At 66.5% G+C, this 20,746-nt stretch carries 18 protein-coding genes and 1 tRNA gene; 12 read left to right on the top strand and 7 right to left on the bottom strand.

From position 1 onward, the window contains the following. Positions 1-58: 58 nt before the first annotated feature. A complete protein-coding gene (gene pepN / locus AC1REM_RS12275; RefSeq protein ID WP_492514866.1) occupies positions 59-2,602 on the bottom strand; it encodes an aminopeptidase N in 2,544 nt (847 codons plus the stop codon). Positions 2,603-2,786: 184 nt separating this feature from the next. Here pepN and AC1REM_RS12270 point away from each other — a divergent pair, with 184 nt between their 5' ends. The 7 genes from AC1REM_RS12270 (at position 2,787) to AC1REM_RS12240 (ending at position 9,915) form a co-directional block, all read left to right on the top strand. Then, positions 2,787-3,983: a ferrochelatase gene (locus tag AC1REM_RS12270; RefSeq protein WP_492514865.1), complete on the top strand. Its 1,197-nt coding sequence runs from the start codon at positions 2,787-2,789 to the stop codon at positions 3,981-3,983. 36 nt (positions 3,984-4,019) lie between these two features. Continuing rightward, the gene (locus AC1REM_RS12265; RefSeq protein WP_204937411.1) at positions 4,020-4,508 is read left to right on the top strand and encodes a ribose-5-phosphate isomerase; all 489 of its coding nucleotides are present in this window, start codon (positions 4,020-4,022) and stop codon (positions 4,506-4,508) included. Continuing rightward, positions 4,508-5,503 (top strand): Fpg/Nei family DNA glycosylase, encoded by a 996-nt coding sequence (locus tag AC1REM_RS12260; protein ID WP_204937410.1) that lies wholly within the window; start codon positions 4,508-4,510, stop codon positions 5,501-5,503. The genes AC1REM_RS12265 and AC1REM_RS12260 overlap by 1 nt, the downstream gene beginning before the upstream one ends. Before the next feature lie 71 nt (positions 5,504-5,574). Beyond that, the gene (locus AC1REM_RS12255) at positions 5,575-6,216 is read left to right on the top strand and encodes an FMN-binding negative transcriptional regulator (protein ID WP_492514864.1); all 642 of its coding nucleotides are present in this window, start codon (positions 5,575-5,577) and stop codon (positions 6,214-6,216) included. Then, complete coding sequence (locus tag AC1REM_RS12250; protein ID WP_492514863.1) at positions 6,213-7,757, top strand: amidohydrolase; 1,545 nt, start codon at positions 6,213-6,215, stop codon at positions 7,755-7,757. The genes AC1REM_RS12255 and AC1REM_RS12250 overlap by 4 nt, the downstream gene beginning before the upstream one ends. Before the next feature lie 104 nt (positions 7,758-7,861). Then, complete coding sequence (locus AC1REM_RS12245; RefSeq protein ID WP_492514862.1) at positions 7,862-9,253, top strand: sensor histidine kinase; 1,392 nt, start codon at positions 7,862-7,864, stop codon at positions 9,251-9,253. Further along, complete coding sequence (locus AC1REM_RS12240; protein WP_492514861.1) at positions 9,250-9,915, top strand: response regulator transcription factor; 666 nt, start codon at positions 9,250-9,252, stop codon at positions 9,913-9,915. The genes AC1REM_RS12245 and AC1REM_RS12240 overlap by 4 nt, the downstream gene beginning before the upstream one ends. 58 nt (positions 9,916-9,973) lie before the next feature. Here AC1REM_RS12240 and AC1REM_RS12235 read toward each other — a convergent pair whose 3' ends face one another. Beyond that, a complete protein-coding gene (locus tag AC1REM_RS12235; protein ID WP_204937405.1) occupies positions 9,974-10,459 on the bottom strand; it encodes a Dps family protein in 486 nt (161 codons plus the stop codon). A gap of 158 nt (positions 10,460-10,617) precedes the next feature. Between AC1REM_RS12235 and AC1REM_RS12230 the strand changes: the two genes are divergently transcribed. From AC1REM_RS12230 to AC1REM_RS12220, 3 genes are all read left to right on the top strand, one after another. Continuing rightward, positions 10,618-12,732: an acyltransferase family protein gene (locus tag AC1REM_RS12230; RefSeq protein ID WP_492514860.1), complete on the top strand. Its 2,115-nt coding sequence runs from the start codon at positions 10,618-10,620 to the stop codon at positions 12,730-12,732. Between the two features lie 21 nt (positions 12,733-12,753). After that, entirely contained in the window at positions 12,754-13,290 is a 537-nt protein-coding gene (locus tag AC1REM_RS12225; protein WP_492514859.1) for a gamma carbonic anhydrase family protein, read from the top strand. A gap of 13 nt (positions 13,291-13,303) precedes the next feature. Continuing rightward, positions 13,304-13,377: transfer RNA gene (locus AC1REM_RS12220), tRNA-Ile, on the top strand. Here the strand turns inward: AC1REM_RS12220 and AC1REM_RS12215 are convergent. The 3 genes from AC1REM_RS12215 to AC1REM_RS12205 all read right to left on the bottom strand — a co-directional run bounded on the left by AC1REM_RS12215 (position 13,375) and on the right by AC1REM_RS12205 (position 17,314). Continuing rightward, a complete protein-coding gene (locus tag AC1REM_RS12215) occupies positions 13,375-13,845 on the bottom strand; it encodes a hypothetical protein (RefSeq protein WP_492514858.1) in 471 nt (156 codons plus the stop codon). The genes AC1REM_RS12220 and AC1REM_RS12215 overlap by 3 nt on opposite strands. Positions 13,846-14,033: 188 nt before the next feature. Next, on the bottom strand, positions 14,034-15,281 hold the full coding sequence (locus AC1REM_RS12210) for an alpha/beta fold hydrolase (protein WP_492514857.1): 1,248 nt from the start codon (positions 15,279-15,281) through the stop codon (positions 14,034-14,036). A gap of 29 nt (positions 15,282-15,310) precedes the next feature. After that, on the bottom strand, positions 15,311-17,314 hold the full coding sequence (locus AC1REM_RS12205) for a DUF262 domain-containing protein (protein WP_492514856.1): 2,004 nt from the start codon (positions 17,312-17,314) through the stop codon (positions 15,311-15,313). 182 nt (positions 17,315-17,496) lie between these two features. Between AC1REM_RS12205 and AC1REM_RS12200 the strand changes: the two genes are divergently transcribed. Continuing rightward, positions 17,497-18,270 (top strand): hypothetical protein, encoded by a 774-nt coding sequence (locus AC1REM_RS12200; protein WP_492515486.1) that lies wholly within the window; start codon positions 17,497-17,499, stop codon positions 18,268-18,270. A gap of 226 nt (positions 18,271-18,496) precedes the next feature. Beyond that, entirely contained in the window at positions 18,497-19,015 is a 519-nt protein-coding gene (locus tag AC1REM_RS12195) for a DUF3145 domain-containing protein (RefSeq protein WP_492514855.1), read from the top strand. A 144-nt stretch (positions 19,016-19,159) separates the two neighbouring features. Here AC1REM_RS12195 and AC1REM_RS12190 read toward each other — a convergent pair whose 3' ends face one another. Together AC1REM_RS12190 and AC1REM_RS12185 are read right to left on the bottom strand one after the other, a co-directional pair. Further along, complete coding sequence (locus tag AC1REM_RS12190) at positions 19,160-20,395, bottom strand: beta-ketoacyl-[acyl-carrier-protein] synthase family protein (protein WP_492514854.1); 1,236 nt, start codon at positions 20,393-20,395, stop codon at positions 19,160-19,162. A 90-nt stretch (positions 20,396-20,485) separates the two neighbouring features. Next, entirely contained in the window at positions 20,486-20,734 is a 249-nt protein-coding gene (locus AC1REM_RS12185) for an acyl carrier protein (RefSeq protein WP_204937394.1), read from the bottom strand. Positions 20,735-20,746: the final 12 nt, after the last annotated feature.

Genomic DNA, 20,746 nt, shown 5'->3' with positions numbered 1-20,746 from the left:
AGAAAACGCTGGGCCGCACGGGTTGATCCGTACGGCCCAGCGTGTTCGTCAGAGGGCGTCAGTCGGCGTCGCGCGCCTGTACGGCGAGCGAGCGCTCGACGTCGGCGAGGTTCTCGTTGACGAGGCGGCGCAGCGCGGGAGCCGCGTCCTGGTTCGCTGCCAGCCACGCACGGGTCGCGTCGCGAAGCTCGATGTTCGCGAGCGACTTCGGGTAGAGGCCCACGATCAGGTACTGCGCGATCTGGTACGTGCGGGTGTTCCAGATCGGAAGCAGCATGTCGAAGTAGGCGGGCACGAACTCGTCGAGCACGCCGACGCTGGAGGGGTGCACGAAGCCGAGCGCCGCCGCGCGGACGATCGTGTTCGGTGCGTCGTCCTTCTCGATGAGCGACGCCCAGGCGAGGCGCTTCGCCTCTGCCGTCGGCAGCGACGCACGCGCCTGCGCGGCGAACTCGCCGCCCTTCGCGGTGTTGTCGGCGGCGAGGGCCACGTCGATCGTCGCCGCATCCGTGGCGCCGATCGTGGCGAGACCGGCCAGCAGCTGCCAGGACAGATCCGTGTCGATTTCGAGACCGGGCAGGGTCGTCTCACCGGAGCGCAGTGCCCCCACGGTGGCCGCGTGCTCCGGAGTCACAAGGGCGTTCGCGAACGCAGTGACGAACTGCAGCTGGCTGTCGCTTCCGGCCTCTGCGCCTTCTGCGAGCGCCCACAGGCCATCTGCGATCTTCTCGCGGGCTACCGTGCGGGACTCGGGCGTCACGTACTGATTGGCCGCGAGCTGCAGCTGCAGCAGGGTGGTGCGCACGGTCGTCGACTCGGTCTCGCGGCCGATGTTGCCGAGAACGAGATCGATGTAGTCCGAAGCTGCGCTCTCGGCATCGCGCGTCTGATCCCAGGCGGCGCCCCAGACGAGCGAACGAGCGAGCGGGTCGCTGATGTCGGCGAGGTGCGCGATCGCGGTGGCGAGCGAACGGTCGTCGAGGCGGATCTTCGCGTAGGCGAGGTCGTTGTCGTTGAGCAGGACGAGATCGGGACGTGCGAGGCCGTGCAGCTCGGAGACCTCGGTGAGGTCGCCGTCGACGTCGATCTCGACGTAGTGCGTGCGGGTGAGCTCGCCCTCGATGAGGTTGTAGAAGCCGATGCCCAGGCGGTGCGGCCGGATCGTCGGGTAGTCCGCCGGAGCGGTCTGCGTGATCGCGAAACGCGAGATCGAGCCATCCGCAGCCTCGGTGATGAAGGGAGAGAGCGTGTTCACGCCCGCCGTCTCGAGCCACTTCTTCGACCAGGTCGACAGGTCTCGGCCGCTGGTCTTCTCGAGTTCCGCCATCAGGTCGGAGACCTCGGTGTTGCCCCAGGCGTGCTTCTTGAAGTACTCGGAGACACCCGAGAAGAACTCCTCGATGCCGACCCAGGCAGCGAGCTGCTTGAGGACGGAGCCGCCCTTGGCGTAGGTGATGCCGTCGAAGTTCACCTGCACGTCTTCGAGATCGTTGATCTCGGCGACGATCGGGTGCGTCGAGGGGAGCTGGTCCTGGCGGTACGCCCAGGTCTTCTCCATGGCGTTGAAGGTCGTCCACGCTTCGGTCCACTCGGTGGCCTCGGCGGTTGCGATGGTGGACGCCCACTCGGCGAAGGACTCGTTGAGCCAGAGGTCGTTCCACCACTTCATGGTGACGAGGTCGCCGAACCACATATGGGCGAGCTCGTGCAGGATCGTGACGACGCGGCGTTCCTTGACAGCGTCGGTGACCTTGCTGCGGAAGACATAGGTCTCGGTGAAGGTGACCGCGCCGGCGTTCTCCATCGCGCCCGCGTTGAACTCAGGCACGAACATCTGGTCGTACTTCGCGAACGGGTACGGCACACCGAACTTCGATTCGAAGTACGCGAAGCCCTCGCGGGTCTTGTCGAAGATGTAGTCGGCGTCGATGTGCTGCCACAGGCTCTTGCGGCCGTAGACCCCGAGGGGCACGATCTGGCCGGAGGCGCTGGTGAGCTCGGAGAAGGTGGCCTCGTACGGACCGGCGACGATCGCCGTGATGTAGGAGGAGATACGCGGCGTCGCGGCGAAGCCCCAGGTCGATGCGCCGTCGTGGACGATCGGCTCGGGGGTGGGGGAGTTGGAGATGACCTTCCACGCCGACGGCGCGGTGACGGTGAACTGGAACGTCGCCTTGAGGTCGGGCTGCTCGAAGACGGCGAAGACACGACGCGAGTCGGGCACCTCGAACTGCGAGTAGAGGTAGACCTCGCCGTCGACGGGGTCGACGAATCGATGCAGACCTTCACCGGTGTTGGTGTAGAGGCAGTCGGCGTCGACGATGAGGGTGTTCTCTTCGGCAAGGCCGGTGAGGGCGATGCGCGAGTCGGCGAAGGCCGTCGACGGATCGATGGACTCGCCGTTCAGGGTGATCTCGCGGACTTCGCCGGCGATCAGGTCGATGAAGGTCGACGCGCCGGGTGTCGCCGTGAAGCGGACGACGCTGCGGGATCCGAAGACCTCCGCTCCCTTTGTGACGTCGAGGGCGATCTCGTACGACTGCGTGTCGATGATCGCGCGGCGCTCCTGCGCTTCGATGCGGGTGAGGTTCTCTCCAGGCACTGCTCAGACTCCCAGGGGTGAGGGGTGTTGCGGTGAAGTTTCGCGCTGCTGGCGGCGGTTCGCAACCAGGTAAGCCTACGCCAGAGCCTCGCAGGTGCCGTCGGCGAGCGATTTGAGAGCTCACCGCGGCGCGCGTGCGGCGCGCGTTCGGCTGAGTGAAAGGAACGGATGCGACGATCAAGGCGTGACTGATCGTGATGCTGCGCACTCTGCCGCTGATGTTCTCTATGGTTCCGAGGCCGCCCGCTCTGCTGAGGGGTACGTCCAGATCCCCGTCGCCTACGACGGGATCATCCTGGCCGGCTTCGGTGGGCCGGAAGGACAGGACGATGTGATCCCCTTCCTGCGCAACGTGACGCGCGGACGTGGGATTCCGGACGAGCGGCTGGAAGAGGTCGCCCATCACTACCGTCACTTCGGCGGGGTGAGTCCGATCAACGCACAGAACCGTGAGCTGAAGCTTGCTCTGGAAACGGCGCTGCAGGCGCGGGGCATCGACCTTCCCGTGTACTGGGGCAACCGCAACTGGGCACCGTACCTTGCCGAAGTCGTGAGGGAGGCTGCGGATGCCGGCGACACGACGCTCCTCGCATTCGCGACGAGCGCATACAGCTCCTTCTCCAGCTGCCGTCAGTACCGGGAGGATCTCGCGGGCGTGCTTGAGGAGACGGGGCTCGCGGGTACCGTGACGATCGACAAGATCCGTCCGTTCTACGACCACCCGGGCTTTGTCGACGCATTCGTGCAGGGTGTGCGCGCATCGATCGAGGGATTCCTCGAGGCAGGCATCGCGCCGGCCGACATCGAGATCCTGTTCTCGACGCACAGCATTCCGACGACCGATGCCGAGCGTTCTGGTCCCCGCGACATCGACTGGGGCGAGGGAGGCGCCTACGCGGCGCAGCACGAGGCGGTCGCGGCGTGGACGATGGCGCAGGTGCGCGATCTGATCCCCGCGGCAGCGGATGCGTCGTGGGAGCTTGTCTACCAGTCTCGCTCCGGCCCCCCGTCGCAGCCGTGGTTGGAGCCGGACGTCTGCGACGTCATCGCGGAGCTCCCTGCCCGTGGCCGCCGCGCGGTGGCTGTCGTGCCTGTCGGATTCATGAGCGACCACATGGAGGTGCTCTGGGATCTCGACACAGAGGCGGCGGAGGCGGCATCCGGGGCGGGGCTTCTTTTTGCGCGTACGCCGACGCCCGGGGTCTCGTCCGCGTTTGTCGCCGGGATCGTGGACCTCATCGAGGAGCGTCTCGAAGGTCGCCCGGTCGCCGAGCGCGAGCGCGTGACGACGCTGACGCCGAGCTTCGACATCTGCCGGCCCGGATGCTGCGAGAACGTTCGCGCCGGATTCAAGCCGGCGGTCGCAGGCATCGCGCCCTGAGTGGTCTGGCGCGTGCGCGATCGTAGGATGAGAGGCATGCGCATCCACATCGCCACCGATCATGCGGGCCTCGAGTTCTCGACCCAGCTGCAGCACCACCTGGCCTCTGCGGGCCACGAGGTCATCGACCACGGGCCCATCGAGTACGACGCTCTCGACGATTACCCGGCGTTCTGCATCCGCGCCGCACAGGCCGTTGTCGCCGACCAGGCGGCGGGTGTCGAGGCGCTCGGGGTCGTCTTCGGAGGCTCCGGGAACGGTGAGCAGATCGCCGCGAACAAGGTCGAGGGCATTCGCGCGGCCCTCGTGTGGAGCCTCGCGACCGCCGAACTCGCCCGTGAGCACAACGATGCGAACGTGATCGCGATCGGTGCGCGCCAGCACTCCTTCGACGAGGTGGCCTCCTTCATCGACACCTTCGTCGCGACGCCCTTCCCAGGGGATGAGCGCCACGTACGACGAATCGGCCAGATCGCCGCGTTCGAGCGCGACGGCTCGCTGGTTCCCGACCCGCGAGCGTCGTAGTGCCCGAGGGCCATTCCGTCCACCGCATCGCCCGACAGTTCGCGCGCAACTTCGTCGGAAAGCCCGTGCAGGCATCGAGCCCGCAGGGCCGATTCGCCGAGGGCGCCGCTGTGCTCAACGAGCGGACGGTCGAGCAGGTGCAGGCCGTGGGCAAGCAGATGTTTCTCGAGGTGGAGGGCGATGTCTGGTTGCGCGTGCACCTCGGCCTCTACGGCGCCTGGGACTTCTCGGGAGAGATCCTCGTGGATCCCACGATCGCTGCCGCGAACGGCCGCATGGGACAGACCAACCAGCGTGGCACCATCGTCGACGACGAGATCCTGGATGACGCCGGCGAGAACTCGCTCGCGTCGATCGGAGCGCCCCGGAAGACACGCGTGCACGTGCGCATGTCTGAGCAGACCACAGGCTTGCAGGATGACGACACCTGGCCGCCGCCTGTGGTCGGCCAGGTGCGACTGCGGCTGTTGACCGACATCACCTGCGCAGACCTGCGCGGACCTACCGCATGCGTGCTGCAGACGCCGGAGGAGATGCTCGCCAGCGTCGCGAAGCTCGGACCGGATCCGCTCGTGGGTGACCCCGCCGAGGGGGAGGAGCGTTTCGTTCGCGCTGTCGCCAAGAAGGGCACCCCGATCGCGCTGCTGCTGATGGATCAGGCGGTCGTGAGCGGAATCGGCAACGTCTACCGCGCGGAGATGCTGTTCCGCGCGCGACTCAACCCGCATATGCCGGGCAAGGCAGTACCGCAGTCTGTCGTGCGCGAGATGTGGCGTGACTGGGTTCGTCTGCTCTCGATCGGCGTGGAGACCGGTCAGATGATGACCATGGACGATCTGAACCCGGACGAGTATCGGGCGGCCATGGCCCACCGTGACGACCGGCACTGGGTCTACCACCGTGCTGGGCTGCCCTGCCGCGTGTGCGGCACAGAGATCGCGCTGGAGGAGATCGGCGCACGCAAGCTCTACTGGTGCCCCTCCTGCCAGGCGTGACCCGATCTCTGCCGCACAGATCGTTGTCGTTCGTCGGCTCCGTCGTCGCAGCGCCGCTCTAATCTGGACGTATGCGCCAGAACCCGAGCTTCGCGATGACCGACCTCACCGAGCTGCGCCGAATCATCGCGCAGCATCCGTGGGCGACCCTCGTCGGCACGACGGCGGATGGTCTCCAGGCCTCGCACTACGCTGTCCTCCTCGACCCGGAGCGTGAAGACCTGACCGTCGTCGGGCATGTGGGGAGGCCGGACGACCTGATCCTCGGGTTGGGCGAAGGGGAGCTGCTGGTCATGTTCCAGGGTCCGCACGGGTACATCTCGCCCGGGTGGTACGGAGACGTCGCGGCGGTGCCCACGTGGAACTATGTCTCGGTGCATCTCAGCGGACGGCCGGAGATCCTGAGCCCCGAGGAGAACCTTCGGGTGCTGGAGGACCTGGTCTCCCACTTCGAAGCAGGGCAGGAGAACCCCCGGGGCATGTGGCAGGCACCGAACGACGAGGCCTTCATCACGAGGCTGGCTGCGGGCACGGTCGGGTTCCGCCTGACCCCGGAGCGCGTGGTCGCGAAGCGCAAGCTCAGTCAGAACAAGTCCGACGAGATCATCGAGACCGTGATCTTCGAACTCAGCAAGGACGGGTCCCAGGCGAAAGCAGAGCTCGCGGCGGAGATGCGGCGGGCACACGACCAGCGTCGGGCGGCGCAGGCGTGAGCGCAGCGTCTCTGCTCCGGGGTGTGCGCGTCGCCGGTGCAGATCGGCACCTGCTGCCGTTCGGTGACGAGCCCGTCGATGTGCTGCTCTCCGGAGGACGCTCCGTCGATATCGCCCCGCACGGGACATTCGATGGATGGCGCGCGCGGCACGCGACGCTCGACGCCGGCGAGGTGATCGATGGCCGCGGCGCCTGGGTGCTTCCTGGACTATGGGACCACCATGTGCACATGGTGCAGTGGGCGCTGGCTGCGGAGCGCATGCCGCTGAGGGATGTCTCATCCGCCGTCGACGCAGCGCAGAGGATGTCCCAGACGCCCGTGCAGGCGGATGGGCGTCGTGTCGGCAGTGGGTATCGAGATGTGCTGTGGGCGGATGCTCCGGCGCTCACGCTGCTGGATGCCGCGACGAACGATGTGCCGACCTACCTGATCAACGCGGATGTGCACAGCGTGTGGCTCAACAGTGCGGCTCTGCGACGCGAGGGATTCTCCGAAGCGGATGCGCCGGACGGTGTGCTGCGTGAGGCAGACGCCTTTGAGATCTCCCGGCGGTTGAATGCAGCCGACCCGGCTGTGGCAGACCAGGCGGTCTCGCAGGCCGCCCAGCGCGCGGCGGCGCGCGGCGTCGTGGGCCTCGTGGACTTCGACATGGCGTGGAACGCGGATGCCTGGGCACGTCGCACCGCTGCGGGGTTCGACACGCAACACGTGGAGTTCGCGGTGTATCCGGCGGACCTGGAGCGGGCCGTGCAGCTCGGCTTCCGGTCGGATGATCTGCTCGAGGGTGACAGCACCGGACTCGTCCGCGTGGGCGCGCTCAAGGTCATCAGCGACGGCTCACTGGGTACGCGCACGGCAGCCTGCTTCCACGGGTACAGCGACGATCCACACAACCACGGCGTCGTCACGGTACCTCCGGAGGAACTGCACACCCTGCTGCTGCGCGCCACGGCAGCGGGCATCCGCGTCGCCGTCCACGCGATCGGCGACCGCGCACTCTCGAACGCACTCGACGCCTTCAGCGCCACGGGCGCTCAGGGCACCATCGAGCATGCCCAACTCGTTCGCCATGCCGATCTGCGGCGTATGGGAAGCCTTGGCATCACCGCGAGCGTGCAGCCGCAGCATGCGATCGATGATCGCGACGCCGCGGATCGTCTGTGGGCGACGCAGGAGGCGATCGGCTATCCGCTCGGGAGCCTGCGCGCAGCCGGGATCGACGTGCAGTTCGGGTCGGATGCTCCGGTGTCGCCGCTCGATCCGTGGCACGCGATCGCCGCCGCCGTTCATCGCACCGGTGATGACCGCGCGCCGTGGCATCCGGAGGAGCGCCTCGACATCGAGACCGCACTGCGAGCGAGCGGGCATCGAGGAACGGCCGGAAACGGCGGAGTGCGTCTGGGCGGCGCGGCCGACCTTGTGCTCGTCGACATCGACCCGGCGCGCGCCACTCGAGACGAGCTGCGGACGATGCCGGTGCGCACGACGCTTCTGGCGGGGCGCATCACGCATCACGCCGCGCGCACATACGGGGGATAACCCCCGAACGTATTCGGAAGCCTCCGCCCTGGCTCGTGCGAGGCCGCTCGGCGATTCTGGAGAGAGAATCGCCGAGGTTCGGCGTTCTGCGAGAGGATTCATCAGTGAGTGCAGTTCAGACCCGCCCCGACACCACGACGCCTCCGAGGCGCGCCAGGTACGGATACGCTCGTGCCTGGCAGGATGTTCCGGGCACCACGCTCTACCTGATGATCGTCGCTCTCCCTGTAGCGCTGACAGGGCTGGTCGCGACCATCACCCTCTTTCTGGTGGGCGTCGGATCGATCGTGCTCATCATCGGGCTGCCCCTCATCGCGGTCGCGCTGTACGTGGCACGCGGTTTCGCGATCAGCGACCGCGCGCTCCTTCGGATGACAGGTCTTCCGACGTTCGCGGAGCCCGAATGGCGACGAGAGCCCCGAGCCTCCACCTTCTTCGCTCGTGTCCTGCAGCCGATGCGCAACGGACACTACTGGTCGGCGCTGGTGCACGCGGTACTCGTCCGTCCCGTCACGGCGCTCATCGGGTTCGCGATTGCTGCTCCCTGGGTGGTGCTCAGCATCGGCGGGCCCACCTATTGGTTCTGGGGCCGCTTCCTTCCGGAGAGCGATGACGAATCGCGCCTGATCTGGGTGCCGTGGGTGTATGCGCGACTCGGCATGGACGTCGATGTGACCCGTGACCTGCATCTGTGGACGTCGCTCATCTATCTCGTGGTCGGCGTGATCTTCGCGCTCACGCTGCCGCTGGTCCTGCGTGGTCTTGCACACCTCCAGCGGGCAACCGCCGTCGCCATGCTGGGGCGGTGGGCATCCGATGATCTCGGAGCTCAGGTCGCGGAGCTCGACGCCTCGCGCGGTGCGGCGCTGCAGGCAGAGGACACGGCCCTTCGCCGCCTGGAGCGCGACATCCATGATGGGCCGCAGCAGCGCCTTGTCAGGCTGCAGATGGACCTCGCCGCGATCGAACGACGAGCCGCCGCAGGTGATGCGGAGGCTGTGACCCGGCTGGCCGCGGAGTCGCGGGTGCACGCGCGCTCTGCGCTCGACGAGTTGCGCGCCCTCGCCGGGGGCATGGCCCCGCCCCTCCTGCAGGACCGCGGCCTGGTGCCTGCCCTGGAAGCGCTCGCACAGACATCGCCCGTACCTGTCACCACCCAGATCGATCCGACGCTGACCGATCGCGCGACGCCGGAGGTCGCTCGAAACCTGTACTTCGTCGTGGCCGAGCTCCTGACGAACGTCGCGAAGCACGCGGGGGCGACGACCGTCGCGCTGAGCGCCGTCGAGGAGAAGGGCGAGGTGCACGTGACGGTGCAGGATGACGGCCGCGGTGGAGCACGCATCGAGAACGGCCACGGGCTGCAGGGCATCGCCCAGCGTGTGCAGGGAATGCGCGGCGTGATGAGCATCGCGAGTCCGGAAGGCGGCACGACATCGGTGGAGCTGCGCATCCCGCTCACCGAGGCGTCGGTCCGCTCTAGTGTGGAGACGTGACCTCCCCGCCTCGTCCGCTGCGCGTCGCCCTCTTCGAAGATTCGCTGCTGCTCCGCGAGGGGCTCATCCGGCTTCTCGACGAGGCGGGACTCACGAGTGCGGGAGCATACGGTGACGCGGTCGATATCGTCGCGCGCGTGCGTGAGAACGCGGCGGATGTCGTCATCGTGGATGTGCGGATGCCGCCGACCTTCCGCGACGAGGGCGTTCGCGCGGCGCTGGAGGTGCGCGCTGCGCTTCCGCATGTCGGAGTCCTCGTCCTCAGCCAGTATGTGGAGGGCGTCTATGCACGCGAGCTCCTCGGCGCAGGGGAGGGAGGGGTGGGGTACCTGCTCAAAGATCGTGTCGCGTCGCTCGACGAGCTGACTGACGCGGTGCAGCGCATCTCTGCAGGCGGCACAGTGCTGGATCCGCTCGTCGTGCAGCAGCTCGTGCTCGCCGGGCCCGACCCGGTGGCGATGCTCACTCCCCGTGAGCGCGATGTGCTCGCCGCGATGGCAGAGGGTCGCAGCAACGGATCGATCGCACAGGCGCTCTTCATCGGCGTCGGCGCAGTGGAGAAGAACATCAGCTCCATCTTCACGAAGCTCGGCCTGGAGGATTCCGGCAACGACCATCGCCGGGTTCGCGCCGTGCTCGCATACCTGCAGCGCACTGCGTAGTGCAGACAGCGAAGCGGCCCTCCCCGCAGGGGGAGGGCCGCTTCGCTGTCTGCGCGGATCAGGCGGCGATGTGCGACACGAGGAACCAGCGGTCCTTCTCGAGTCCGCGCATGATCTCGATCGCGACGTCCTGGCTCGTAAGGTCGATCTCGTCAAGACCCTCGATGGCGGCCTTGACGTCGACGAGGATTGCGTCGATGTCGGCGATCACGTTGCTCACGAGCTCATCCGACTTCGTGAAACCCGCGGGCACGCTCGTTGCGGCGGTCTTCTCTGCGACGGTTGCGAGGCGGGCGTCGATCGGAAGGCCGAGGGCGACGATACGCTCCGCAGCGGAGTCAGCGAATGCCCCGGCGTTGGCGACGATCTGGTCGAACAGCTCGTGCACACCGACGAAGTTCGCGCCGCGGACGTGCCAGTGCGCCTGCTTGCCGTTGACGGTAAGCGCCTGGAGGCCGAGGACGACAGGAGACAGGAACTGTGCGGCCGCGGCTGCCACCGTCGGGTCGCTGGCCGTGGTGGGGGTGGTCTGTGCCTTGCTCATGAGTTCTCCTTTGCTGCAGCCCATTGTGGTCAGGTACAACGCTACTCAGCTGGATTTATTGCGCAAGCAAGCTGAGGCAACGCTAAACGGGCACACTGCGCGGGCGGAAACGGGTGTGGTGCATCAACGCACACAGCTGCAGGCAGTAGCGTCGAAGGGTGCATTCTTCCCCCCAGACTGGCGTGAGCGCCGCGGATACTCGGCGCTCTCGCTCCTCGACGGCCCCCGATGCCTCGCGCTTCATCCCGCACGTGCAGGGACTGCGCGCGATCGCCGTGCTCTTCGTGGTGATCTACCACTTCTGGCCTGGTCGCCTCAGCGGAGGATACGTCGGTGTCGACATCTTCTTTGTGATCTCCGGATTCCTGATCACGGCGCACCTGATGCGCGAACTGACGACAACCGGCCGTGTGAACCTCGGACAGTTCTGGGCACGACGTGCGCGTCGTCTGCTGCCGGCTTCGCTGCTCGTGCTGATGGTGTGTGCGATTGCGGTGTCCACGCCGTACCTGATGCCCACATCCTTCCTGCCTGGCGAGCTGAAGGAGATCATCGCCTCGACGTTCTACGTCGAGAACTGGTTCCTTGCGTTCAACTCCGCGGACTACCTCGCCAACGCGGGCAACCCCACGACCGTCCAGCACTACTGGTCCCTTTCGCTGGAAGAGCAGTTCTACGTGATCTGGCCGCTCATGATGCTGTTGGCCGCCTGGATCGCGGTGAAGTGGTTCCGTGGTGCGCGCCTCAAGGCGGTCATCATCGCGATCGCGATCGTGACGGTCGCGTCCTTCGTGTTCAACGTGATCTACACGATCACCAACCCCGCACCGGCGTACTTCGTGACGTTCGGCCGCATGTGGCAGTTCGGAGTCGGAGCGATCCTTGCGCTCGTGCCGGCGCTCCGCGTGCGCAATGCCTGGATGAGTTTCCTGCTCGGCTGGGGCGGTATCCTCGCCCTGCTTTACACAGCGTTCGCCTTCGACGCGCGCACGCCGTTCCCCGGCTACATGGCCGCGATACCCACGCTCGGCGCCGCGGCGATCATCGCCGCCTCGAACACCGAACGCTGGTGGTACCCGACCCGTCTCCTCGCCGTCGCACCGATGCGCTTCACGGGAGACATCTCGTACAGCCTGTACCTGTGGCACTGGCCGCTGATCGTGATCGCACCGACGGTGCCCTTCTGGGGTCTCACGATCTACCACCGCGTCGCCCTGCTGGCCATCTGCTTCCTTCTTGCCTGGCTCACCAAGCGCTTCGTGGAAGACCCGGCGCGCTCGTGGAAGGTGCTCACGAGCCGCCGCCCCCGTGTCACCCTCTTCGCCTCTCTCGCCGCCATGGTTCTCGTCGCGGGTGTCGCTGGCGCCGGATGGGCCGCGAATGCACCGACCTACCAGCAGGGCATCGCGGCGATCCAGAAGGTGCAGGAGAACCCGCCTGCCTGCTTCGGCGCAGCATCCGTTCTGGACCCCTCGTGTGCGGGGACGACCAGCGACGAGATTCTCCCGTCGCCGAACTTCGCGAACGTCGACAGCCCGGCGCGTACGGATTGCTTCGTCCAGCTCAACGATGCGACGCCAGTGGGATGTGAGTTCGGTTCGAAGGACGCGGATGCTCCTCATATCGCCCTCGTCGGCGACAGCCACGCGTTCCAGCTGATCGACAGTTTCGCCGCCATCGCGGAGCGCGAGGGATGGCGCCTCACGACCTACTTCAAGGGCGCCTGCCCATGGAACACGACCTCGCTGTCGACCGGCGGCGCATTCGGCGTAGCCTGTGACGACTGGCGTGAGGCGGTCGGCGAGAAGCTTGCCGCCGACGACTTCGATGCCGTGTTCACCGCAGCGATCTCGAACACGCCCTTCGATTCCGCCGGGTACGCCTCTGAGCACGATGCCGCTGTCGCGGGCTACCGCGAAGCGTGGAGCACGATGACGAGCCGCGGTGTTCCCGTGATCACCGTCGTCGACAACCCCGTCTGGGAGACCGACCCGAACAAGTGTCTGCGCACCCGCGATGCCGCAAGCTGCGCCGGCGACCGCTCCGAAGTCCTCGTCGAGAAGGATCCGCTGCGTGCCGCCGCGGCAGCGACCGAGGGTGTGACGCTGCTTGACTTCACGGACGTGTTCTGCGACGGCTCCTCCTGCTCGCCCGTGGTCGGAGGCGCGAACGTGTACCGCGATCAGGATCACCTGACGGTGACCTTCGTGCGCACGCTCGAACCGCAGTACACCGAAGCGCTGCGCCGAGCCATCGACGACGGCGTGCCGTAACACCGACGGAAGGACAGCACGATGACCGTGGACCCGCAGGCCAGCGTTCTCGCGCTGCCGACCAGAACGCCGGCGCTGCACGAAAGCGTCTTCCTCGCCGCTGGCGCGCGCGTGATCGGCGCGGTCACGATGGGGGAAGGCAGCAGCGTCTGGTACAACGCGGTCGTGCGAGGAGACTCGGACACGATCACGATCGGTGCCGGGTCGAACGTGCAAGACAACGTGTCCATCCACGTCGACCGCGGTCACCCCGTCGTGATCGGAGATGACGTGTCGATCGGTCACAACGCCGTCGTGCACGGTTGCACGGTCGGCGACGGCTCGCTGATCGGCATGGGTGCCGTTGTTCTTTCCGGCGCCGTGGTGGGCGCGGGGTGTCTGATCGCAGGCGGAGCACTCGTCATGGCGGGAGCTGTCATCCCCGATGGCTCACTCGTTGCCGGAATTCCGGGCAAGGTGCGCCGAGAGCTGACGGCCGAGGAACGACGGGGACTTCTCGAAAACGCCCAGATCTATCGTGGGCACGTCGCCGCGCACGAGCAGGCGCTGCCACTGTAGGCTCGGTGCGTACGGGGCGGTGGCCAAGCTGGTGAAGGCAGTGGGCTCATAACCCAACGATCGCGGGTTCAAGTCCCGCCCGCCCTACTTGCTCGGACGAGGAGCTTCCGACCTCTTTGACGTCGAGAGCGCGACCGGTACCCACAGCAGGGTGATTGTGCCGATCGCGGAACCTACGAGTAGGGGGCCGAGCGCCGCGAGAAGGTAGTCACCTGAGCCTGCGGTGGAGTTCTCCAGCTTGCCGGTGAGGCTCGAGAACAGCAGCAGCGTTGCGCACACCGCGGGAACCAGTGCGAGGGCAGCGAACAACGTCGCTGTGCCGCGATGAGATCCCTTGAGGAGCTTTGGGATCACCATCGCGCACCCCACGGCGCTGGCAAGCGCCAGGAGCCCGATGAAGAGGGCGACGGGAACGACCAGGAGACCCATCCCGTCCGCTGTCAGCGACACGTAGATCGCTGCGGCGGTGATGCCCAACGCGCCGAAGCTCACGATGCCCAGCAGAACGGATGCGGTGGTCACGTAGCCGGGCGTGCGGTGGGCATGATTCGCCATTTCGTCCCCTCCCAGAGTCAGGAGTCCCAGTATTGCCTGAGCTGGATACCTGTCGCCACAGTGCTTTCACCACGGCGCGCACACCCCTTCACGAACCCTGCCGGGAGTCGGAGGATCCCGCCACGGTTCGGTGGTGGAGAGTGGCGCGAGGTCACGCGACGCCACCGGGCAGAAAGAAGGCTGTCAGATCAGCGCACTCGTCGCCCGTGGGCGAGATCGATCAGGTGCTCGAGCACGGGGCCCGACCGCAGGCCGTTGTGCTCGTGCTCGCTGGTGATGTAGAGCTTCACATCGGGCAGGAGCGCAGCGGTCTCCATCGAGAACTCGTAGGGCACGTAGACATCGTTCACGTAGACGGCGGCGGCTCCGCGCGCGCCGGACGCCTCGATCGCGTCGCGGTCGTACATGCGCGGCCAGACGAACTCTGCGAGCTCGAGAGCGACGTCACGCCACGGCTGGAACGCCGGCACCGTCTCAGTCCACTCCTGTCGGATGTGCTCACCCGTGAACAGCGTGGGGTCGGCGGCGAAGTCGGCCGGCTCGGTGCGCTCCGCAGCCCAGCGCGTGGCGTGGCCGTCCGCATAGCTGGACTCGTGGAAGGCGAAGTACAGCGGGTTGCGACCGTCGTACGGCATCGCTGTCTGCAGGTCGTACCGGAACGCAATCGAGCGGGGATCGAGCTCAAGCAGCGACCAGAGCGTCTGCCACCCATCGTTCGTGCCGAGCGCAGAACCTGCGGATCGGAGGCGAGACACCGACACGACTTCGCCGTCCGGCAGCACGATCTTGCCGGCGGCCGCGAGATCGACGAGTCGGCGCATGGCGTCGCGGTGCTCCGGGAACCGGCGGTAGTACTTCTCGGACGCGGTGCGCATCTTGGCGTAGCAGAGCGCGTAGACGTCGTCGGGCTGACGTCCGATCCCGCTCAAGCCACCCGTGATGAACACATTGTCGAGCGACACCGCATCCGTGGACAGGTACGACAGTGTCGTGAAGCCGCCGAAGGACTGCCCCAGCACGTTCCAGGTATCGGCGCCGAGGTGGGCGCGGAACGCCTCGCAGTCCCGCACGATCGCGTCGGCGCGCAGATGCGTCAGGTACTCGGCGGCCGCGGCGCTGCCCTGCTGCAGCAGATCGTCACCGACCGGCGTGGATCGGCCGGTTCCGCGCTGGTCGAGCAGCACGACACGGTAGTGTGCGAGCGCTGCATCCAGCCACATCGGACTCGAGGGGGAGTGGAACGGCCTCGGGGCCTCGTGCCCGGGACCGCCCTGCAGGAACACCAGATAGGGGAGGTTCTCGCCGCCCTCACGCGTCACGACCGCAGCGAACACGTCGATCGTGCGGGTATCGGATGCACCTGCCCAGACGAGCGGAAGTGTGAGCGTGTGCTCCTCGACGGTCAGATCCTGCATTCGGCGCACCACGGTCGTCATACTCCGAGCCTACGCCGACGGATCGGAGGTCACATCACGTCGCCGATGTAGGAGTACTTCACGAAGACCTCCGCGGCGATCCCTGATGCCTCCAGCACGCCCTGCACGGCGGCCATCATGTACTGCGAATCCCAACCCATGTAGAGGAAATGCGACTCGTCGAGCTGGTCCCAATGACCGTTCCAGGCCTTGGCCTCGTAGATAGGCCCGCCGCGCTGTTCGCTGTAGGCAAGCACGGCTGCACGATTGTCCGCCCAGCCGCGCTTGAAGACCCGATTGAACAGGTACTTCACGTCGGGGACTTCCCAGTGCTCGCCGCGGTACTCGATGTAGTCGAACTCTCGCTCCCACCCGGCAGGCCAGCCGCGGTGGCGACGCGCGTCGAGGATGGGTGTCAGGCCGTCGTCATCGATCACGGTGACCGCCGGACGCTTCCAGATCTCGATGAACCGATCGGTGAGCCGTGCGGTGCGTGCTGCGATCGCTGCGGTGTCCCAGGATGCCTCGTGCTGGAGCATCCGCGTGTCCTCGACGCGGCTGCGCGCATAGGCCTGTGCTTTCGCGGGGAACGATTCACCGAACACGCGTTCCGTGAGGCTCTGCTCCAGCAGAGTGAGATTGCCGAGCGTGACCGCGAGCGCGCGGTGACTGTTCTGCTCGTCCTCACTGAGCTCGCCCCATGGCCGTACGCCGTCTCCCGACCAGGAGTCCGACGGTGCCGTCGGCACGATGTGCTCGACGTCGAAGGCGCTCGGCTCCGACACGCCTTCCAGACGACCGAGGACGTAGGCCGCGTGCGGCACCTCGGTGTACTTCAGAGCGACACGAATGCGCTCGTCGGACGGCGTGATCCGGGCGATCGCCTGCACGAGCTCTTCTTCGCCTACTGCCCGTGCACGGCAGAGTCGAGCGATCAGGCGGTCTGTCGGAACGCCCACGATCGTCCGGCGCAGCAGGAGCGATTGCAGGTGCTCCAGAGTGCGGTTCAGCTGCCCTTTGCTGAGCATCCCGGTCTCGTAGTCACGATAGGCACTCATCACGAGGGGGGAGGAGGCTCGGCCGAATGTGCTCACGAACGCGAGCTGTTGGGCGACCTCGGGATCCGGAGCGGTGGACGGGTCGAGCAGGATCGAGTACACCCGGGCGTAGTCGCGCCACAGGCTCGCGTGCACGCGAAGCGTCTCGACATCGCTGCCGGGGAAACTCTGTCGGAACGCGCTGTACACGCCGTGCTCGCCGACCGAGGTCACCTCGCGGCCCGTCGTCATGATGAGGAAGTGGCGCCAGAATGCGCCGATCGACTCACCCGTGCTGCGTTCGATCGGGAGCCAGTAGTCGTGCTCGATCTCGCGCTGTTCGGCGTGCGACAGGCCCATCAGTACGTAGTTGTGGATGAGTTCGTGGTCACGCAGCGGCTCACCTGTCGAGTTCAGGCTCTCGAAGATCTGCTGTGCGTTCGCCGCCGCGCCCAGCGTGATCGAGACATGCTCGAGCTTCTGCAGTCCGGCCCAGATGCGGGGCGCCTCGTCGGCGTGGACCTGGCTGCGGAAGAAGGCGTAGTTGTCATCGAATCGGGATTCGCGATCGACGGTGCTGTCGACCCGGTCGAGCACGACCGACTCGAACATGTCAGCCCAGGCCTCGTGAGGGCGCAGCTTCGTGCGGTCCGGGTCATCCTGACGGACCAGCACACGTTCCAGCTCTGCGGCCATCGTCGGGTCTGTCTCCCGCACGGAGTGATGCAGAGCCGCGACGAGCAGCATGAGCGTGGTGATGCGCTGCTGTCCATCGATCAGGATCAGATCCTCCGGAGCATCCGCGTCATCATGCGCGGAGAGAATCGAGCCGATGAAGTGGCGGTGATCCTCGGGGGACGCGGCGACGGTGCGGATGTCGGAGAGAAGCTGCTCGCACCCGCCGATGTCCCAGCGATACTGACGCTGGTAGACCGGGACGACGATCGTCGTCTGCGGTGCGGACAACCACTCGATCGTGTTGACGGCGACGGCCTCGACGTTAGTGGCTGTGCTCATGCTCCTGCTTCGCCCTCCCGACGGCTGTGGAGTCCGCGCCGAAATCGTGCGCGACGCCTCTCAAAGTCTATTCGGTTATTCACGGCGAACCTCTGGGGTCGCCTCAGCGGCGGCTGTTAGCCTTACCTAAGAAGGGCCTGTTAAAACGTGCTGGCCCCTTATGAAAGGACATGACCTCAATCATGGGATACATCAAGTCCGCAGCCCTCGAGGACAAGGGATTCGTCGTTCTCGACAGCTACAACCAGGAGCTCGACCCCAAGGAATGGCTCGACATCGAGTATGTCGACTGGAAGTCCTCGGGTGACACGCGTTTCTCGCCGCTGGCCTCCGCCAAGGGTGAGATCGAGTGCAACGGCTTCTGGAACCACGTGCCTCCGCGCACCGACAAGGACGGCGTCTGGATCGACTCGCAGGTCGAGAAGGCTCCCATCCTCACGCGTCGCGCACAGGAGCCGGGTGCGAACGTCGGCCGCTGCCGCGTCATCGAGCTGCAGCCCACTCCGTACGGTGAGTGCCTGTACAACCTTCACCAGGACGACAACAACCGCCTGAACCCGGATGGCACGGGATGGGTCGTTCGCGGCTTCTTCAACCTCACCGATGACAAGGACAGCTACTTCGTCCTGCGTGAGAACCGCACCGACCCGAGCGTTGAATACCGCATCGCACTTCCGGCGGGGGCTCAGCTCATCGTCGACACGCAGCGTCTGTGGCACGCCGCGACCCACAACGGCACCGAGCCGCGCTACTGCCTGATCACCTCGTGGGAGTCGGGCCCCGAGCTCGATGCCTACATCGAGAAGTACAACGGCACGCAGGATGTCCCGAACTACGAGGTCGCCCAGGAGATCCTGGACGCCGGCTACGAGGAGCAGGCGCGTCGCGACGCTGCCCGCGCCGCGTACTACGCCGCAAAGGGCCAGCAGGCGAAGCTCGCCATGAGCGAGGCCTGAGACTCGGCTTCTCTTCAAACGGCCCCGGCGCGTGTCGCGTCGGGGCCGTTTGCTCTCTGAGCGAATGCTGCGCCTCGTCGCTCCGCGGAAGGAGCTGCCCGCGTCCGCAAAAGTTACACCCTTGTGATTTCGTCGATCCTGGGTGACAATAGGCGCATAACCGGATAGCTCGCCACTTCGTGGTTCAGGTCGTAGGGGAAGACGCACCTGAAGAAACGGAGAGATTATGGCGACGGAAACAACGCGCCACGCACAGGCGCGAGGAGTGGTGTACATCCACTCCGCACCTCGTGTGCTCTGCCCGCATCTGGAGTGGGCGGTTGGGCGCGCCATTGGACGCGCGGTCAACTTCGACTGGTCACCCCAGCCGGTTCTCGACGGTGCCCAGCGCGCGGAGTTCTACTGGGACGGTCCGGTTGGCACCGGAGCGGTTCTCGCCACGGCGATTCGGGGCTGGGAGCATCTGCGCTTCGAGGTCACCGAAGACCCGACGCCCCGCAGCGACGGTGGCCGCTGGCTGCACACACCGGACCTCGGAATCCACTACGCGCAGACGGATGCGGCGGGCAACATCGTCATCGGCGAGGATCGAATTCGCTACGCGATGGAGATCGCCGCGGGCGACGCCATCGAACTGCAGCGCGAACTCGGTGTCGCGCTGGGATCCGCCTGGGACGACGAGCTGGAGCCGTTCCGCCATGCCAGCGATGATGCGCGCGTCGTCTGGCTGCACAAGGTCGGGTGATCCACAGACTTGGGTCGGTGAGGCGTGACTACCGATGGCCGGTGAAGACCCCCGGCCGACGGGAAAGCGAATCACTGCCCCACAGCACGAAGGCCCCGTGCCGAGAGATTCTCGGGACGGGGCCTTCGCTGTGGTTCTGAGTTGTCAGGCGCTCGCGAAAGCGACGACGGCGTTGTGTCCGCCGAAGCCGAAGGAGTTGCTGATCGCGAGCTGGTCGCCGCTGCCGAGCTGCTGACCGGTACCCGACAGGCGGAACGGGACAGCCGGGTCGGGTGTGGTCATGTTGATCGTCGGCGGAGCGACGCGGTCGCGGAGCGCCAGCAGCGTGAAGATGCCCTCGAGTGCTCCGGTACCACCGAGCAGGTGACCCGTGGAAGCCTTGGTCGCCGAGACGGGAATCTCATCGAGGCGGTCACCGAACACGCGCTTGAGGGCGACGTACTCGTTGGGGTCTCCCACCGGAGTCGAGGTCGCGTGCGCGTTGATATGCGTGACCTCGTCGGCCGAGCGTCCGGCCATCTGCAGCGCCATCTCCACGGCACGGGCCGCGCCCGCACCCTCGGGGTCGTTGCCCGTGATGTGGTACGAGTCAGCCGTGACGCCACCACCGACCACGTAGCCGTAGATCTTGGCGCCGCGAGCCTTTGCGTGCTCTTCGGTCTCGAGGATCATGACGGCCGCGCCCTCGCCCATGACGAAGCCGTCACGGTCGATCGCACCGGGACGCGAGGCGGTCGCCGGGTCGTCGTTGCGACGCGAGAGCGCCTGCGCGGAGGCGAAGGAGGCCATGGTGATCGGGTGGATCGCAGACTCGGCGCCACCGGCGATCACGACGTCTGCGAGTCCTTCCTGCAGGTGCTTGTAGGCGCTGAGAACCGATTCGGTGCTCGAAGCGCAGGCGCTGACGACGGTCTGCGCGTATGCGCGGGCGCCGAAGATCAGCGAGAGGTTGCCGGCTGCCGCGTTGGGCATCAGCATCGGCACGGTCAGCGGCATGACGCGACGCGGGCCGCGCTCACGCAGGGTGTCCCAGGCATCCAGGAGCGTCCAGAGGCCGCCGATCCCGGTGGCGAAGTCGATGCCGAGGCGTTCGGGGGCGACCTCGGGAGAGCCCGCGTCTTCCCAGGCCTCACGGGCGGCGATGACGGCGAACTGCGCGGAGGGGTCGAGACGCTTGGCCTCGTGACGGGGCAGCACCTCTTCGGGGCGCACCATCGCCTCGGCGGCGAAGGTGACGGGAAGGTCGTACTTCTCCACCCAGTCGTGCTCGAGGGTGCGTCCGCCGGACATACCTGCGAGCAGGTTGCTCCAGTTGTCGGGAGCGGTGCCGCCGATGGCGGACGATGCGCCGATACCGGTGACGACGATGCGCTTGGTCATTGCAGATGATCCTTGTCGAGATCGGGAGAGGGTGGCTGAGGGCGAGGATGCCACGTCCCGCGGGTGCGGGCGTGGCATCCTTCGGAAGGATTACTCCTGGCCGGCGACGATGAAGTTGACGGCGTCCGCGACGGTCTTCAGGTTCTTGACCTCGTCGTCGGGGATGGTGACGCCGAACTTCTCCTCGGCGTTGACGACGATCGTCATCATCGAGATCGAGTCGATGTCGAGGTCATCGGTGAACGACTTCTCGAGGGCGACCTCGGATGCGTCGATGCCGGTCTCATCGGTGACGAGCTCTGCGAGGCCAGCAAGGACCTCATCGTTGGTGAAAGCCATGGCTTTTCCTCT

The organism is Microbacterium sp. GW823-FHT02G05 (genome assembly GCF_058797175.1).
Note: the sequence above shows the minus strand (reverse complement) of the source record. Positions and strands in the feature narration are given on the sequence as shown.